The organism is Sphingosinicella rhizophila (assembly GCF_032378825.1).
Lineage (GTDB): Bacteria > Pseudomonadota > Alphaproteobacteria > Sphingomonadales > Sphingomonadaceae > Allosphingosinicella > Allosphingosinicella rhizophila.
Genome location: NZ_JAVUPU010000004.1, coordinates 1 through 15025, shown reverse-complemented (window position 1 = coordinate 15025; position 15025 = coordinate 1). Strand labels below are relative to the sequence as shown.

Genomic DNA, 15025 nt, shown 5'->3' with positions numbered 1-15025 from the left:
ACATGATCTATTATTTCGCGACGACCCTGGCGATTCCCTTCGAAGAAGGGGTGCGACGGACGAAAGCCGCCTTGCAGGAGGAAGGCTTCGGCGTCCTCAGCGAGATCGACGTCGCGGCGACACTCAAGCAGAAGATCGGCGTCGAATTCCGGCCTTATCGGATCCTGGGCGCCTGCAATCCGGCGCTCGCCTATCAGGCGCTTCAGCAGGAAGACAAGATCGGGACGATGCTGCCCTGCAACCTGGTGGTGCAGGAACAAGCGCCCGGATCGGTCGAGATCGCAGCAATCGATCCGGTGGCATCGATGCAGGCGGTGGAAAATCCGGCGCTCGGCGCCGTCGCTGCGACGGTGCGATCGAAGCTGGCCGCTGTCGTCAAGCGGCTGGAGGCCGGGAATCAGGATCGTCCTTAGCGCCTGATCGTTTGAGTTGGATCAGGCCGTGTAGGAATGACCATGGTTTATACTTGAGGTCGATTCTGTCGGAAACGATGATTGTCGAGCGCCGCTAGGCGCATCCCGCCCTGATTCGGGATCGCGGAGCTTCTCCCTGAATTCCTGGACCCTTGAGCGGTAGCTGCCGGCTCCACCTATTTGAGGAACTGCAGACAGCTTTGGTGCTTGTTCCCCCCTCAGACCCATCTGCCTCAGATCGGACAGGGATGGCCGTGATCCTGTCGTTCCTCTATTTCGGCGGCGATTCCGCGGGGCTGACCAGCCGCGCTTCCGCAGGGTTCAGGATTTGCGCCACGCCTCCCGCTCCGAGTACGATTGTCCATTCCTGTCCGCCGTCGCAGCTGGCTGTCCATACCGGCATCCCCTGATATTCCCCGGCAGCGGCTGAGCCGCTCACATGCTGGCAGTCCAGGCCGGCGTCCCTGATCGCACGGATGAATACGGCATTCCGTTGTCCTTCCGGCATCGTCTCCAGCCGGTTTTCGTATGCTGCTTGATCCATCGGCTCCACGTCGTTGGAGGCCGGCTCCTGTTCTTGGCCGCAACCGGCCAGCACGACCAGCAGCAATCCGATGCTGAGATTCCTTTGCATTTCCTTTCCTTTCATCAACGACAGCGTCCGCCACATACAACGTCTGGGGCAGGAATTCGTCCGGGCGTGTGAGACCTGCGCATGCAGCCGCCTTGCCGCGCGCTTCCGGAATGATGACCGTTCTGTCTTTCGCCGCGGCCGGCGGTCAATCACCAAGATAGAAATCACGGCAGTCGGACCCACTTTCTCTCAGAGGCCGAAAGGATAGGTTTCGGGTGCCCCATGCGGCGTTTCGCGGCCGAGTGGGGCGACGGCCTTGCTTTGCTCGAACCATACCCAGGCATCGAATTGCTCGGCCATAACGGCTTCGAAATAGTGACTCAGAAGCTCCGTCTCCGGCCGGTAAACCACGCCGATCGCACGTTCGAGCATTGGCTTGCGAAGGGCCTCCATGAGCTCGCGGCGATCCGGTCCACGCCAGTCGGTCAGGCTCCTCGCCACCCCGGTGTGGCGGAACGCATACTCATAGCTTCCGGGCCGGGCGGGACGAATCGTCTTGATGCGCATGTCGGCGCCCCAATCGCTTGCCGCCGCCACCGTGCCGGTGTCGGTCCCGAAACCGATAAGCACGGCATCGTCGCCATAAGCGATCCGGCACAGCTCCCCGATATTGAACTGCCCGCGCCATCCCATGGCGGTGGCGGCGGCATTGCCGATATGGGAATTATGCGCCCAAATGACGGCTTTGGCTCCGTCGCCACGATGGGCCATGATCGCCTGCAGCGTGTCGAACATGTGCCGGTCACGCAGGTTCCAGGACTCCGTCGAACTGCGATACATGATCCGATAATAACGCTCGGCGGCGCGGACGACGCGCGCGCTCTGGAACGCATCGAACCATGTCTGGCCGTCTTCCTTCAACCAGGAAAGGCGCTTGTCCAGCATTTCGCGGAGCTGCTGGACCACCATTCCCTCACAGCTTTCGCGGCCGCCATACATGGTTTCCCGTCCATACCGAGTCGGGTCGTCCTGCCACGGCGAAAGGCATCCGAATCTGAGTCGGGCCTTGGCCGCGGTGCCTGGATCGACCCGATCGAGATAGTCGATGACGGCGTGGGTGGACTGGTTCAGGCTGTAGATGTCGAGCCCATGGAAGGAGCAGCGCCGATCGGGCGGCAAGCCTTCATTGTGGCCCCGCAGCCAATCCGCGAATGCGAGCGTTTCGACATTGCGCCACATCCAGGTCGGAAAGCGCGCGAAGCCGTCGCCTCGACGGGGCCTTGGATCATGATGCCGGACATAATTGTCGATCCTGGCCGCATCGGGCCAGTCGGCTTCGACTGCGACGATCGTGAACCCATGTCTTTCGATCAGCCGGCGGGTGATCGCATCGCGCGCACGGTAAAATTCCGACGTTCCATGTGTCGCCTCGCCTAATAGAATCAGGCGGGCACTTCCGTAACGATCGAAGAAGTCAGCGAAATCGGTAACTTGCTCGGGATGGGGCAAGGGTTCCGCATATCCCCGCAACGTATCTGACAGCGATTCGGGCTTATCATGCTGGAGCTGTTCCTGTTCGCCGCCCTGGCCCATCTCGCTGCTCCGCCGAATATCGGCTCTGACTAAAGGAAGGCCAGGGAATCGTCTTTAGGGACTATTACGGAGGTATCCTTATCCGTCCGATCCGGATTGAAAAAACGCATTTGACGACTTGGAACTTGGCGGTGCTGGCCGTATCACCATCGAGGGGAGATCGGATGGGCTCGCGGCGGATCGAAAGCGCGAAGCGGCAAATGGGCCGGAGTTCCGGCTATTTCCTGGCCGCGGCGACGGTGACGGCCGCTTATGTCCTCCGCTTGCAGCTCGAGTCCTTGCTGGACGGCCGTGTCCGCTTCCTCATTTTCGTCGTCCCAGTCCTGTTCTGCGCCCTGGCGGCGGGGCGAGGCCCGGCAATTCTTGCTGCGATACTGTCGCTGGGTGCCGGCCTCGCCCTGTTCTTGCCCGAGCGCCTTGGAACGGTGCCGGTGCTCGTGGAGGCGGGGACATTCGCGATCGTGAGCATCTTCATCGTCTGGATTGCGGGCCGCTTCGCTTCCGAAAAGCGGGTGTCGGAATGGCATCGGCTGCATGCCGAGGATGAGGCCGTGCGTGCGCATCGCACGGGGGAGGAACTCCGGCTGATGCTGGAAGGCGCCACCCATTACGCCATTTTCACCACCGATATCGAAGGGAGGATCACGACCTGGAACAGCGCGGCCGAGCGCCTGTTCGGATGGAGTGAAGCGGAAATCCTCGGCCGGGATTGCGCCATATTCTACGGACAGGAAAGAGCCGAAAGCGAGAAGGCGGCCGCCGATCTGGGCAGCGCCTTCGACAGCGGACGATTTTCGGATGAGATCTGGCAGATTCGGAAGGACGGTTCCGAATTCCTGGCGGATGTGACCATTACCGCGCTCAAAGGTGCCGAAGGCGAAGTCCGCAGCTTCGGAAAGATGGTCCACGACGTTACCGATCGGCGGGCGGCAGAGCGGGCTCTGGAAAAGAGGGAACAACACCTCCAGTCGATCCTTGCCACTGTCCCGGATGCGATGATCGTCATCGACGAACGCGGCATAATGATCTCCTTCAGCGCGGCCGCCGAGCGCCTGTTCGGTTATGCCGAAGCCGATGTCCTGGGACGTAATGTCAGCATGCTGATGCCCAATCCGGATCGCGAGCGTCACGATGCCTATCTTCAACGCTATCTGGACACGCGCATACCCCACATCATCGGCATCGGCCGTATCGTCACCGGCCTTCGCGCCGACGGCAGCACCTTTCCGATGAAGCTATCGGTCGGCGAAGCGCTCAGCGAGGACCAAAGGCTTTTCACCGGCTTCGTCCAGGATTTGACCGAGCGAAAAGATTTCGAGGCGCGTCTGGAACAGCTGAAGTCGGAGCTAATCCACGTGTCGAGGCTAAGTGCGATGGGGACCATGGCATCGACCCTGGCCCATGAACTCAATCAGCCGCTCACCGCCATCGCCAGCTATGCCGAAGCGGCCGGCGATTTGCTGAAAGATCCCGACGAGCAAAATATTGCGATCCTGCGGGAGGCGTTTTCGGATCTCGTTGCGCAGTCGCTGCGGGCCGGCGCCATCGTGCGGCGCCTTCGCGACTTCGTCGCCCGCGGAGAGACGGCGAAGTCGGTGGAGGATTTGCCGGCCCTGATCAACGAAGCGAGCGCGCTCGCCTTGGTCGGAAGCCGCGAGCGCGGCATTTCAGCGAATTTCCATTACGCTCCGGATGCGACGCCGGTGCTGGTCGACAAGGTCCAGATCCAGCAGGTGCTGATCAACCTCATGCGCAACGCGATCGAGGCAATGGAGATTTGTCCGGCACGTAAGCTTTCGGTGACCACGTCGTTGATCGATCCGGCGACAGTCCAGGTATCGGTGGCCGATACAGGCCCCGGTATTTCGCCGGAAATGCAGGAGAGGCTGTTCGAAGCCTTTGCGAGCACCAAGAGCAATGGGATGGGACTCGGCCTTTCCATCTGCAGGACGATCGTCGAGGCTCATGGCGGCCGGATCCGGGCCGTGCGGGCCGATGGCGGCGGAACCGAATTCCAGTTCACCTTGGCCCGGCCGACGATGGAGCCCGGATGATGACCAAAAGGCCCGGATGATGACCAAAAGGATGGTCTATATCGTCGACGACGAGGAAGCCATTCGCCGCTCGTGCACGCTGATGTTGCGGGTGCAGGGGTATGAAGTCGCGACCTTCGAATCCGGCGTGTCGCTGCTGAACGTCCTCAAGGCGCTTGCGCCCGGCTGCATATTGCTCGACGTTCGCATGCCCGAAATGGACGGCATCGAGGTCCAGAAGGCATTGAACATCGAGGGGAGTCTTCACCCCGTCGTGGTGATGACAGGTCACGGCGATGTCGGAACCGCAGCCGCCGCCTTGCGCGAAGGGGCCATTGCTTTCATCGAGAAGCCCTTTTCCAAAATCACTGTCAATCGCGCCCTGCATCTTGCCTTTCTGAAGCTCGAGCGTCCTCACGATTATCTCGCCCATATCGAGGCGGCAGCTTGCGCGGTGGCATCGCTGTCCGAAGAGCAGAAGATCGTTCTTGCGAAATTGGCGGAAGGCAAATCGAACGAAGCCATGGCCGCCGAAATGGGCGTCGATATGGCCGCTGTCGAAATGCTGAGAGCGCGACTCCTTTCGGAGCTGAAGGTCGAAAGCATCACGGAAGTGCTATGGATCGCCTTTGCAGCTGGCGTGGGCCGGCAGGCCGGCGAAACCACCTCATTTTCCCGGGATCTCAATATTTAAACAAAGCCTGATTCACGCCACCTCAAGCGATCAGGTCTAGGGGCCATTACCTAGAGACCTGCCGCTCCTGGCCGTCAAAAATGGCCCGATGTCGATTCAGCCTGAAACGCGCATGGGGCCCGTGCCCGAGTCCTCCGTTCATCGGGTTCGACCCAGGATTTTGCTCGTCGAGGATGACAGCGCGGTGCGCCGATCGCTGCAATTACTCCTTCAGGCACAAGGACTCGATGTCCGTGCCTATAGATCCGCTGTCGGGCTCGCCAGCGATCCCGAAGCCTTGAAGGCGGTGTGCATGGTCTCGGATCTCCTCCTTCCCGACGAGGACGGCATGCTTCTGCTCCAGGAGATGCGTCGAGCAGGCTGGACGGGGCCGGCGATCCTTATCAGCGGCCATCTGACGGACGAATGGGCCGCGAAGGCCATGGAGCAGGGATTCGCGGAGATACTGGAGAAGCCGATAGCGGAGCGCCGCCTAATCGATTGCATTGCCCGCTTGCTCACCGGATCCGGCGCGGGGAACTGCGGTCGGACCGATGGACCATGCGCGCCATAAGGTCTCCGGAACGGCCGGATCCTCGGCGAAGGTGTGGAGATCATGAATGACTCGGCTGTTCAGCTTGCTCTTGATAATCCTGATAGCAACGGGCTCGGCTTCATCGAACGGCCAGGTCCCGACGGCGCCGCTGCCATGGAGCCGCGAAGATGCCGAAGCGCTCGCCGCTTTCGTCGAACAGATTGGCAGCGAAGGACTGGACCCCGCCGATTACGAACCGGACCGGCTGCGCGCCTTGATCGCTTCGAATGACGCGGCCCTGGCGAGCATCGCAACCTCCACCTTCCTCCATCTCGTCACGGACCTGCGGCAGGGCCATGTGCGCGGCAGCCACAGGATCGCCTGGCACATTCCGGACCCTGCGATCGACCGGCCGGCCCAGCAGGCGATGCTCGTTCGGGCCTTGGCAACGCATAGCGTCAGCGAGATGTTAGGCTCGCTGCTTCCACATCATCCCGAATATGTCGCACTGAAAGCGACCCTGGCCGCGACGCCGTTCCAGGATCGGGCCGCCGTCGAGCGGCTCAGGGCCAATCTGGAGCGTTGGCGCTGGATGCCGCACGATCTCGGCACGGATTACATCCTGGTCAATGTCGCCGGGTTCGAACTGCAGCTGGTTCGGGGCGGCAAGACGATCTCGCGTCACAAGCTCATCGTCGGCAAGACCAGCACCCCCACGCCGCAGTTCAGCACGCGCGCAACCGGTCTTATCCTCAACCCCTGGTGGGACATACCGCAAAGCATCGTTGCCGAAAGCGTCGGGCGGCTGGTGAGGACCAATCCTGCCGGCGCGCGGTCGCGAGGCTATGTCTGGTCGGGCGGGCATTATCGCCAGTCTCCCGGTCCGGGCAATGCACTGGGGCAGATGAAGCTTGTCATGCCCAATCCTTTCACGGTGTACATCCACGACACGCCTTCCAAGTCCTTGTTCGATGAGAAGACACGCGCCTTCAGCCACGGCTGCATCAGGGCACAGGATCCGTTCGCGCTTGCGGCCTTGCTGCTCGCCAGCAATCCCGGTTGGGATCGCGCCGCGATCGACCGCGTCGTGGCGAGCCGCGCCTCGACCAGGGTCGATTTCGCCAGGTCGCTGCCGGTCTATGTGACCTATTTCACGGCGGCCACAGACGAATCCGGTGCAATCGCGGTCCATCCGGACATTTATGGTCGTGACAAGGCCGTCGTCGCGCAGCTCACAGATGCCGAAGTGACGAAGGATTGAGCGCTCGGGTATCGATCGCGCACTTGGCCGCATCGAACCGCCGTGTAAGATCAGTTTGGGTGGCGCCGGCCTCGCGCGGCTATTGCCGGCGACGCGGTCCGCATCGTCCCAGTTCCTATCGTCCGAGGAGAAGGGGCAAAGGCGACTTGGTCATCATAGCCCGCGTCACCCCGCCAAGAACGGCTTCCACGAAGCGAGAATGGCCAAAGGCGCCCATGACGATGAACTTGGCGTTGAGGGCGCTTGCCGCAGCAAGGATCGCATCTGCGACGTCACCGTCGGCAGGATGGCATAGGTGGAACTTCGAGGAGATTCCGTGCCGCTCCAGGTACAGCCGTGCTTCCGAGGCCTGGCGACTCGATCTCTCGTCGCCGACCGTTACCAGTTCGACGCCTGCGGCTTCCTTCAGCAATGGTAGCGCCTTGCGCAGGACATGCGCGGCCTCGATGCTGCAGTCCCAGGCGACCAGCGCCGGTCCATTCCACTTCGAAGGCTTGGCCGCGAAAGGAATGCACAACGACAAAGGTCCGCCGGTCACCGCGAGGCTGGAGGCCAGGGTCATATGCCGATCGCCTACATGATGGCCGTCCGGGCCACTCAGAACGACAAGGTCGGCCAATGCCGATCGGTCGGCAAAGGCTTCCGCCTGCAGCTTCTCTTCATGAATCCACTCGAAGGAAACCCCCTCGCGACGGAGCCTGTCTTCCACGTCCCGCCGATGGGACAATGATCGAGCGCGGATCCGCTCTGGGCTGGAAGGCAAGACATTTCCGTCCAGCGGATCTCCGCTGAAGAGGATGTCCACCGGCACGACCTCGAGACAGACGAGATGCGCCTTGAAGCGATCCGCCAATTCGAGCGCGGCCTGGAAACGGGTTTCGAAGGCGGAATCCTCCCCCGCATCCAGCAGGATCGTCTTGATCATGACAGACGTCCCTCGTCAGACAGGCTCCGAAGCCGTTCCTCCTCCCAGGCTCCACCAAGGAACTGACCCGGGCCGATTGCCGCCAAGCCGTGAAGAAACAGTCCGATCGTCCATCCGACCAAGGGCCAGAAAAGCCGCCATTCGAGTCCCGACGTGAGAGCGGCGAGGATGACAATCGCGAAAAGGATCATATGGGCAAAGTAGCCGCGCAGTCCGGCGTTCCGCCGGATCATCCTCAATGTGCGCCGAACCGCATCATCCATCTGACCCTCCTGCTTCAGCCAGCCCCGTGGACAGAGGCGGGTTTTTGCGGGCCGGCCAGGTCCTTGCGGACCAGCACCAGGGTCGCATCGCCGGGACAGGTCGTCGCGGTGAAGCCCATTTCCGTTTCGAGGGCGATGGCTTCCCGATTATCGCGGCATTCGATTGATTCGAGGGTCTTGATACCCCGCTGCGCAGCCTGGTCGGCCACATATTGCAGCAGCACCCATCCTATGCCGCGATGCTTGAAATCGCTGCGGATCGCGATCGCCACCTCGGCTCGTTCCAGCGAGGGCTCGGCGGCAAGCATGGCGGTCGCAACCAGAGTCTTTCCCGATTCGTCAAACGCGAGAAAATTCTCGGTATTGCTGTGGTCGACATCCAGCAGAGTCTTGAGCTGATCGTGGCGGACTTCCTTCATGGGCGTCAGAAAGCGAAAGCGGACATCGTCGGGAGCCACATGGGTGAAGAATTCGACCAGCAGCGCTTCGTCATCCGGTGATGTCGGTCTCACGTTCAGGCGAAGGTCGCTGAGGGTGGTGAGCTCGGCGCTCCACTCCGGCAGCAGCAAGGTCGGGGTCTGGCCGGACGTGGTGGCCGGCGGGGCGCTTGGCTGGGCAGAATCGGTCATCTTATGTCTCGCCTTGGATCGGGGTAGTCCGAACATTATCCCGGCCGTGCGACTGCTCCATCCGTAGTTGCCCTTATGAGGTCCGCTCTGCCGACTTGGCTTCGGCGCCCTTTCCCGACATAGATGAGACCGATCGATGGATGGGGCGAGGGCATGGACGGGCAAAGAGTTCATCTGGTCGACGACGATGAGGGAATCCGGCGTTCCGCGAGCTTCCTGCTGCGCACGTCCGGCTTCATCGTCGTCACCTATGCGTCCGGCGTCGATTTGCTGAAGGATCCCAAGGCCATCGAGCCAGGCTGCATTCTTCTCGACGTGCGAATGCCGGAGATGGATGGGCTCGAAGTGCAGCAGGCACTGGCGGAAAAGGGCGTGCTCCTGCCCGTGATCATCATGACCGGACATGGCGATATAGACCTTGCCGTGAGAGCCATGAAAGCGGGCGCGGTCGATTTCATCGAGAAGCCGTTCGACAAGGCCACGCTGGTCGGCGCGTTGACGGAAGGATTCGCCCGGCTGGCGGATGCCGGCCGACGCGAGGCCAATGCTGCGGAGGCCCTGGCGAAGCTTCAGCCCCTGACGGCCCGGGAACGGGACGTCCTCGAGGGCCTGGTTCGCGGCCATCCCAACAAGACGATTGCCTATGATCTCGGCATCAGTCCGCGCACGGTGGAAATCCATCGCGCCAATCTGATGAACAAATTGGGCGTGCCGAGTCTGTCGGAAGCATTGAGGATCGCTTTTGCAGCCGGCCTCGACGGGGACGCTGCGCTGCAACAGGAAGACCTCGGGAAAAACACCTAATTACCTGCACCTCTCTGCGCCCTATTCCTCCGGTGAAATCGTTTGCATGGAGGGCGAGATGAAATCCGTATTGCTATATGCCAATCAGGATTCGGGACTTGAGGCGCGGCTGCAGGCTGCCCTGGATGTCGCCCGTCGGTTCGGTGGCCACCTGAGCTGTCTCCAGGTGACGCCCTATAACAGTTTCATCATGGGAGACCCGTTCGGCGGAGTTTATGCGCTTCCCTCCGTCGCGATGGAGGTGGCCGAAGCCGACGACCGGCATCGCGAGGATTTGGAGCAAAGGTTGCGCGGCGAGGGGGTGTCGTGGGATTGGTCCCGCTTCGACGGGCAGCCGGCCCAACTGATCGTGGATCGGTCACGTCTTGCCGATCTGATCGTGCTCAGCCTTGCCGCAGACCGCGATGACGCACTGCTTCCCGTCGCTGCCGACGTCGCTCTCCACGCCCGCTCCCTGGTGCTCGCAATGCCCAGGTCGAGCCGCAGCTTCGACGGAGGCGGCCCGGCGCTGGTTGCCTGGAACGGATCGGCCGAGGCGGCGAATGCGCTTCGTCTCGCCCTGCCGATGCTGGCGACGGCGGCGCAGGTCGATATCGTCACGATCGCCGAAGACGATGCCGAATTCCCGTCGACCGACGCGGCGGAATATCTGTCCCGCCACGGCGTGAGGTCGGAACTGCACGAACGGCATCATGAGGGGCGTACGACCTGCCATGCCATCATCGATACCGCCCAGACGCTCGGCGCGGCTTATGTGGTCATGGGTGCCTATGGCCATAGCCGGCTTCGCGAGGCTGTCCTGGGCGGGGCCACGCGCGACATGATGGATCAAAGTCCGTTGCCGCTCCTTCTGGGGCACTGACCCGACGGGTTGATCGAAGACCCGTCCGACGCCGTCCCCCTTCATGCCGTCGGCGTAACTTGCGAGCCGGCGCCGCCTCCTCATGTTTGGCTATGTTTGCGCCTTCGATGATCGGCATATTGGTCGAGGATCAGGCGCATTCGCGCCAGCGCCTCCGCGCGCCTTTCGTTGCTTTCGATCCGCTGCAGCCTGCGCTTGAGGTTCACGGCCAGATCCGCATATTCATTCTGCCAGTCGCGGCTGAGCGCAGCCCGGACATCGGCGCGGCCGGTTTCGAGCCTTCGTGCCGGGGCGCCTGCCGGCAGTTCGTAGCGTTCGCCGATTTCCGGAATGACGATCGAGGCAAGGTCGCGGCGGAGACCGTCATGCAGCGATTGCAACGCGTCGGCCTCGCCATGGGTGAGGAACAGGCTGCCAAGGATCGGCTGGCGATCACGCACCCAGGCGATCAGCTCCTGCCGATCGGCATGGGCCGAATAGCTGTCGATTCGCTCGATCTGCGCGCGGACCGCCAGGTCCTGGCCGGAAATCCGCACGCGCCGGGCGCCCTCCAATATCGTGCGGCCCAACGATCCCTGCGCCTGAAAGCCGACGAACAATATGGTGGAGTCCGCGCGCGGCAGGTTGGAGCGCAAATGATGCCGGATCCGGCCGCCCTCGCACATGCCCGAGGCCGCCAGAATGATTGCCCCGGACATGGCATTGAGGCGGATCGATTCCTGTACGCTTTCGACGAAGTGGAATGCCGGATGGCGGAAGATTTCGCCGTCGCCGAGATCTTCGAGGTCGGCCTGATAGCGTCGGAAGACTTCGGTCGCCCGGCTGGCAAGCGGGGAATCGATGAACACATGGGCCTTGGCCAGGCGTCCACCGTTCATCAATCGCGCGAGATCGAGCAGCAACTCCTGGGTTCGCTCCAGCGCAAAAACCGGGATGACGAGATTGCCGCCTCGTGCCAGCGCTTTCTTGACCTCCATCTCGAGAAGCCGCTGTCGCGCCGCGATCGTCACCGTCTCGCGGTCGCGATTGCCATAAGTGCTCTCGCAGAAGACATGGTCGATTTCGCGGGGGCCGTTAGGGTCAAGATGGAAGCTCTTATTGTCGGGGCCCAAGTCTCCGGAAAAGAGCATCGTCACGCCGCCGGCGGCGATTTCGACCGAGGCAGAGCCGAGGATATGCCCGGCATTCCAGAATCGGACCTGCATCCCCGGGGCGGCATCGAACTGTTCCTCCAGTCCTGCCGGACGCGCCAGTTCGATGGCACGCTCGGCATCGGCGAGGGTGTAAAGGGGGTCGATCGGCGGTTCGTCGGCGCGATCTCCGCGGCGGTTTCGTCGTTCCGCCTCCATCTCCTGAATATGGGCCGCATCCGGGAGCATCACTTCCAGAAGGTCGATGGTGGGCTGCGTGCACCAGATCGGGCCCTTGAAGCCGCTGGCCACCAGTCGCGGGAGGAGCCCGCTATGGTCGAGATGTGCATGGCTCAGCAGCACCGCATCGATTTGTCCCGGGTCGAAGGCGAAACTTTCCCGATTGAGGGCTTCAAGGCTGCGCGATCCTTGAAAAAGGCCGCAATCGACCAGGAGACGGCGGCGCCCGAAGGCAATCTCGTAGCATGAGCCCGTAACCGTGCCCGCGGCGCCGTGCACCTTGACCGTCGGCGCCATCATAAAGCTGTTTCGCCGTTGTCGGACATCCGCGTCACGAGAATGTCCGACCGGCAACCGAGCAGCACATATTCGGTGAAGCTGCCGTGCAGCAGGTGCGAGAATCCCGATCGCCCGTGCGTTGCCATCACGACGAGGTCGGGTTCGATCTCGGACCAGCTTTTCATGATGACGTCCATGACCTCGCCCTGTCGGGCGATAACATGCATTCGAACGTCCGGGGCAGGGCCATTGGCTGGCGCGCCATGCCGGATGATACGGTCGAGCGCGACCTGCTGATCCTTTTCGACCCGTTCGATCACGTCGCCTTCCGAAAAAACCTGGCTGAGCCTGGATTCGAACGCATGAACGACGAACAATTCCGCCTCTGGCGCGATCGCCATTGCCGCCTGAAGCGGCGCTTCGGCCGATCCGACATCGTCGAGGGCCGCCATCACCTTGGTATAAGCAATGCCATCGTCGTTCTGGACCACGAGTATTGGATAATCGCAATGCCGCATCAGATGCATGGAGGTCGTGCCGAATATGGCGTCGCGCAGCCGCGGTTCGCCATGGGCGCCGACCAGCACCAGGTCGGCATCGATGCGCTTCGCTTCCCTGTTGATCGCGGATGCGGGATCACCCGATCGAATTCGAATCGACCAATTCAGCTCTCGTCCGCAAAGCTCCTCCATCATCAGCCGCGTTTCCGTTTCCAGGCGTTTGCGGATGGTCAGGCAATCGAAGGAGGAAAGCGTGGTGGGCGCCGAATGGATGATGCGGATGCTCGCACCCGTTTTCGCCGCGAGCCGGATCGCGCGGCCCATCGCGTGATGGGAGCCGTTGGTCAGGTCGTTCGCCACCAATAGATTTCGCATCCTCGCCCTCCTTCGTTGAGCGTTGCGGACAATCCTGCGGCAGCACGCTTCGCGCCGTCGCAATTCCCGGAATCGGGATAGGCTGGTCGCCGTAAGCCAGGGATACGGGAAGTCCCTTAGGCAAGGACCTCAGCAGGTCGGACGCCTTGCTCTCACTGGTCCGGCAAGGCGGCCGCAAGCCGTAGCGCCGCTTCAAAATCCGGGGCCATGAGGGGAGGAGGTTTTTCGGGATCGTGGAGACTCTCGACAATCGGACGCTGATCGGTCGGGATTGCGCAAAGAACGATCTTGATCCCCGCGCTGCCGGCCTGTTCGAGAAATTCCCGAAGAGCGATCGATCCGCTCGCATCGATGAAGGAAACCTCTTCAAGACGCAGGATGATGGCCTTCGGCGCGGTGCCGATCCGCTTCAATATGTCCAGTAGCTCGCTGGCGACGCCAAAGAAGAAGGGTCCATTGATCCTGAAGACTTCGACGCCAGCCGGCAGGCGCTCGCGCTGCGAGACATCTTCCTCCCCTATGTCGTCCGGCCGCACACCCGCCGCTTCGCTCATCCGCGCCATGAAGGTCAGGCTGGCGAGCGTGACGCCGACGCCGATCGCCACCGTCAAGTCGATCAGCACTGTCAGGAGGAAGGTCAGAAGCAGAATGGCGCGTTCTGCGGCCGGCATGCGCAACAGGAACAGGAATCGCCTTGCCTCGCTCATTCCCCACGCCACCATCAGGAGGACGGCGGCGAGCACCGCCATCGGCACGAACGCCATCAGGTCGCTTGCCAACAAGACGAAAAGGAGGAGGAAGGCCGAATGGAATATTCCGGCCACCGGCGTGCGTCCGCCGGCCTTGATATTGGCAGCGGTGCGAGCGAGGGCGCCGGTGGCCGGCAGGCCGCCGAACATGGCCGACGCAATATTGGCGGCGCCTTGGCCCACCAGTTCCTGGTTGGACCGGTGGCGAAAGCCGGTCATGCCGTCCGCCACGACGCACGATAGAAGCGCTTCGATTCCCGCGAGGAAGGCGATGGTGAAGGCGGAGGGTAGCACCTCCTGGGCCTTGGCGAGGGACAGGTCCGGAAAGGACGGCAGCGACAAGCCGGTGCTCATCGATGGAAAATGCGAGCCGATCGTGTCCACATCCAACCCGAATGCAGGTACGGCAATCGATCCCGCGATGATGGCGACCAGGAAGGCCGGCAGCCGCGGCACGAAGCGCTGCATGATGATGATAAGCGCCAATATGGCGAGTCCCAGGGCGGTGCTTGCCCTATCGATGGTAGTGAGCGCGCCCAGATAGGCTTCCCATTTTTCGAGAAAGCCGGCGGGCAGATCGGTAATGGCGAGACCGAACAGGTTCTGAATCTGGCTGGTCGCGATGATGACGGCGATGCCGGCAGTAAAGCCGATGATGACCGGTTGCGGTATGTATCGAATGATCCCGCCCAGACCTGCATAGCCGGCGATCACCAATATGATTCCGGCCAGCGCGGTGGCGAGGATCAGTCCATCATATCCGTGCAGGGCGATCACATTGAAAATGACGACGACAAAAGCCCCGGTCGGCCCGCCAATCTGTACGCGGGAGCCGCCGAGGGCCGACACGGTGAAGCCGGCGACGATAGCCGTTATCAAACCACGATCCGGGGAGGCGCCCGAGGCGATGCCCAGCGCCATGGCGAGCGGCAGTGCGATCACCGCAACGGTCAGGCCGGCGAGAGCATCGTTCCTGAATGCCTTCAGGCCGTAACCCTCCCAGAATGTCGTGACCAGCTTTGGAGTGAATGATCCGCGCGGGCCGTATGGCGGCTGGCGCTGCGTTGTTCCTGCCATGTGCCCAGGGCGGCCGTTCCTGGGGTCTCCTTTGGCGCGGGAGGAACGTCTTTTCGCTGTCGGCGGCGATTTCATGCCGCGAGTTTCATTTCCATTCGGCTCCAGATTTC

The 15025-nt window shown here is 62.1% G+C and carries 15 protein-coding genes; 7 read left to right on the top strand and 8 right to left on the bottom strand.

Annotation, left to right across the window (positions count from 1 at the left end; all coding sequences use genetic code 11):
• Positions 1 to 2: 2 nt before the first annotated feature.
• Positions 3 to 413 carry a DUF302 domain-containing protein gene (locus RQX22_RS08620; RefSeq protein ID WP_315725584.1) on the top strand — a complete coding sequence of 137 codons (411 nt, stop codon included), beginning with the start codon at positions 3 to 5 and terminating at the stop codon, positions 411 to 413.
• 271 nt (positions 414 to 684) lie between these two features.
• Here the strand turns inward: RQX22_RS08620 and RQX22_RS08615 are convergent, their stop codons facing one another.
• Both RQX22_RS08615 and RQX22_RS08610 read right to left on the bottom strand, forming a co-directional pair.
• A complete protein-coding gene (locus RQX22_RS08615) occupies positions 685 to 1083 on the bottom strand; it encodes a hypothetical protein (RefSeq protein WP_315725582.1) in 399 nt (132 codons plus the stop codon).
• A gap of 153 nt (positions 1084 to 1236) precedes the next feature.
• Positions 1237 to 2580, bottom strand: a complete 1344-nt coding sequence (locus RQX22_RS08610) for an erythromycin esterase family protein (protein WP_315725580.1) — start codon at positions 2578 to 2580, stop codon at positions 1237 to 1239.
• Positions 2581 to 2744: 164 nt separating this feature from the next.
• Between RQX22_RS08610 and RQX22_RS08605 the strand changes: the two genes are divergently transcribed.
• The 4 genes from RQX22_RS08605 (at position 2745) to RQX22_RS08590 (ending at position 7082) form a co-directional block, all read left to right on the top strand.
• The gene (locus RQX22_RS08605; RefSeq protein WP_315725578.1) at positions 2745 to 4634 is read left to right on the top strand and encodes a PAS domain S-box protein; all 1890 of its coding nucleotides are present in this window, start codon (positions 2745 to 2747) and stop codon (positions 4632 to 4634) included.
• Between the two features lie 16 nt (positions 4635 to 4650).
• The gene (locus tag RQX22_RS08600) at positions 4651 to 5307 is read left to right on the top strand and encodes a response regulator transcription factor (RefSeq protein WP_315725576.1); all 657 of its coding nucleotides are present in this window, start codon (positions 4651 to 4653) and stop codon (positions 5305 to 5307) included.
• A gap of 121 nt (positions 5308 to 5428) precedes the next feature.
• Complete coding sequence (locus tag RQX22_RS08595; RefSeq protein ID WP_315725574.1) at positions 5429 to 5860, top strand: response regulator; 432 nt, start codon at positions 5429 to 5431, stop codon at positions 5858 to 5860.
• A gap of 46 nt (positions 5861 to 5906) precedes the next feature.
• Complete coding sequence (locus RQX22_RS08590; RefSeq protein ID WP_315725572.1) at positions 5907 to 7082, top strand: L,D-transpeptidase family protein; 1176 nt, start codon at positions 5907 to 5909, stop codon at positions 7080 to 7082.
• A 115-nt stretch (positions 7083 to 7197) separates the two neighbouring features.
• Here RQX22_RS08590 and RQX22_RS08585 read toward each other — a convergent pair whose 3' ends face one another.
• From RQX22_RS08585 to RQX22_RS08575, 3 genes are read right to left on the bottom strand one after another with little or no spacing between them, the layout of a single operon-like run.
• The gene (locus tag RQX22_RS08585) at positions 7198 to 8007 is read right to left on the bottom strand and encodes a universal stress protein (protein ID WP_315725570.1); all 810 of its coding nucleotides are present in this window, start codon (positions 8005 to 8007) and stop codon (positions 7198 to 7200) included.
• Positions 8004 to 8270 carry a 2TM domain-containing protein gene (locus RQX22_RS08580; RefSeq protein ID WP_315725569.1) on the bottom strand — a complete coding sequence of 89 codons (267 nt, stop codon included), beginning with the start codon at positions 8268 to 8270 and terminating at the stop codon, positions 8004 to 8006. Before RQX22_RS08580 ends, RQX22_RS08585 begins: the two co-directional genes overlap by 4 nt.
• Positions 8271 to 8284: 14 nt before the next feature.
• On the bottom strand, positions 8285 to 8899 hold the full coding sequence (locus RQX22_RS08575; RefSeq protein ID WP_315725567.1) for a GNAT family N-acetyltransferase: 615 nt from the start codon (positions 8897 to 8899) through the stop codon (positions 8285 to 8287).
• Positions 8900 to 9022: 123 nt separating this feature from the next.
• Between RQX22_RS08575 and RQX22_RS08570 the strand changes: the two genes are divergently transcribed.
• Positions 9023 to 9703 carry a response regulator transcription factor gene (locus RQX22_RS08570; protein ID WP_410001619.1) on the top strand — a complete coding sequence of 227 codons (681 nt, stop codon included), beginning with the start codon at positions 9023 to 9025 and terminating at the stop codon, positions 9701 to 9703.
• A 58-nt stretch (positions 9704 to 9761) separates the two neighbouring features.
• Entirely contained in the window at positions 9762 to 10565 is an 804-nt protein-coding gene (locus RQX22_RS08565) for a universal stress protein (protein ID WP_315725565.1), read from the top strand.
• An 80-nt stretch (positions 10566 to 10645) separates the two neighbouring features.
• Here RQX22_RS08565 and RQX22_RS08560 read toward each other — a convergent pair whose 3' ends face one another.
• The 3 genes from RQX22_RS08560 to RQX22_RS08550 all read right to left on the bottom strand — a co-directional run bounded on the left by RQX22_RS08560 (position 10646) and on the right by RQX22_RS08550 (position 14915).
• Entirely contained in the window at positions 10646 to 12232 is a 1587-nt protein-coding gene (locus RQX22_RS08560) for an MBL fold metallo-hydrolase (protein ID WP_315726263.1), read from the bottom strand.
• Positions 12232 to 13089: a universal stress protein gene (locus tag RQX22_RS08555; RefSeq protein WP_315725563.1), complete on the bottom strand. Its 858-nt coding sequence runs from the start codon at positions 13087 to 13089 to the stop codon at positions 12232 to 12234. The genes RQX22_RS08560 and RQX22_RS08555 overlap by 1 nt, the downstream gene beginning before the upstream one ends.
• Before the next feature lie 152 nt (positions 13090 to 13241).
• Entirely contained in the window at positions 13242 to 14915 is a 1674-nt protein-coding gene (locus RQX22_RS08550) for a SulP family inorganic anion transporter (protein WP_315725561.1), read from the bottom strand.
• Between the last annotated feature and the right edge of the window lie 110 nt (positions 14916 to 15025).

What these genes read in the sequence shown, in the direction of transcription:
- RQX22_RS08620 (WP_315725584.1), top strand. Translation starts at nt 3, where the DNA reads ATGATCTATTATTTCGCGACGACCCTGGCGATTCCCTTCGAAGAAGGG.
- RQX22_RS08615 (WP_315725582.1), bottom strand. Translation starts at nt 1,083, where the DNA reads ATGTGGCGGACGCTGTCGTTGATGAAAGGAAAGGAAATGCAAAGGAAT.
- RQX22_RS08610 (WP_315725580.1), bottom strand. Translation starts at nt 2,580, where the DNA reads ATGGGCCAGGGCGGCGAACAGGAACAGCTCCAGCATGATAAGCCCGAA.
- RQX22_RS08605 (WP_315725578.1), top strand. Translation starts at nt 2,745, where the DNA reads ATGGGCTCGCGGCGGATCGAAAGCGCGAAGCGGCAAATGGGCCGGAGT.
- RQX22_RS08600 (WP_315725576.1), top strand. Translation starts at nt 4,651, where the DNA reads ATGATGACCAAAAGGATGGTCTATATCGTCGACGACGAGGAAGCCATT.
- RQX22_RS08590 (WP_315725572.1), top strand. Translation starts at nt 5,907, where the DNA reads ATGACTCGGCTGTTCAGCTTGCTCTTGATAATCCTGATAGCAACGGGC.
- RQX22_RS08585 (WP_315725570.1), bottom strand. Translation starts at nt 8,007, where the DNA reads ATGATCAAGACGATCCTGCTGGATGCGGGGGAGGATTCCGCCTTCGAA.
- RQX22_RS08580 (WP_315725569.1), bottom strand. Translation starts at nt 8,270, where the DNA reads ATGGATGATGCGGTTCGGCGCACATTGAGGATGATCCGGCGGAACGCC.
- RQX22_RS08575 (WP_315725567.1), bottom strand. Translation starts at nt 8,899, where the DNA reads ATGACCGATTCTGCCCAGCCAAGCGCCCCGCCGGCCACCACGTCCGGC.
- RQX22_RS08570 (WP_410001619.1), top strand. Translation starts at nt 9,023, where the DNA reads ATGAGACCGATCGATGGATGGGGCGAGGGCATGGACGGGCAAAGAGTT.
- RQX22_RS08565 (WP_315725565.1), top strand. Translation starts at nt 9,762, where the DNA reads ATGAAATCCGTATTGCTATATGCCAATCAGGATTCGGGACTTGAGGCG.
- RQX22_RS08560 (WP_315726263.1), bottom strand. Translation starts at nt 12,232, where the DNA reads ATGGCGCCGACGGTCAAGGTGCACGGCGCCGCGGGCACGGTTACGGGC.
- RQX22_RS08555 (WP_315725563.1), bottom strand. Translation starts at nt 13,089, where the DNA reads ATGCGAAATCTATTGGTGGCGAACGACCTGACCAACGGCTCCCATCAC.
- RQX22_RS08550 (WP_315725561.1), bottom strand. Translation starts at nt 14,915, where the DNA reads ATGGCAGGAACAACGCAGCGCCAGCCGCCATACGGCCCGCGCGGATCA.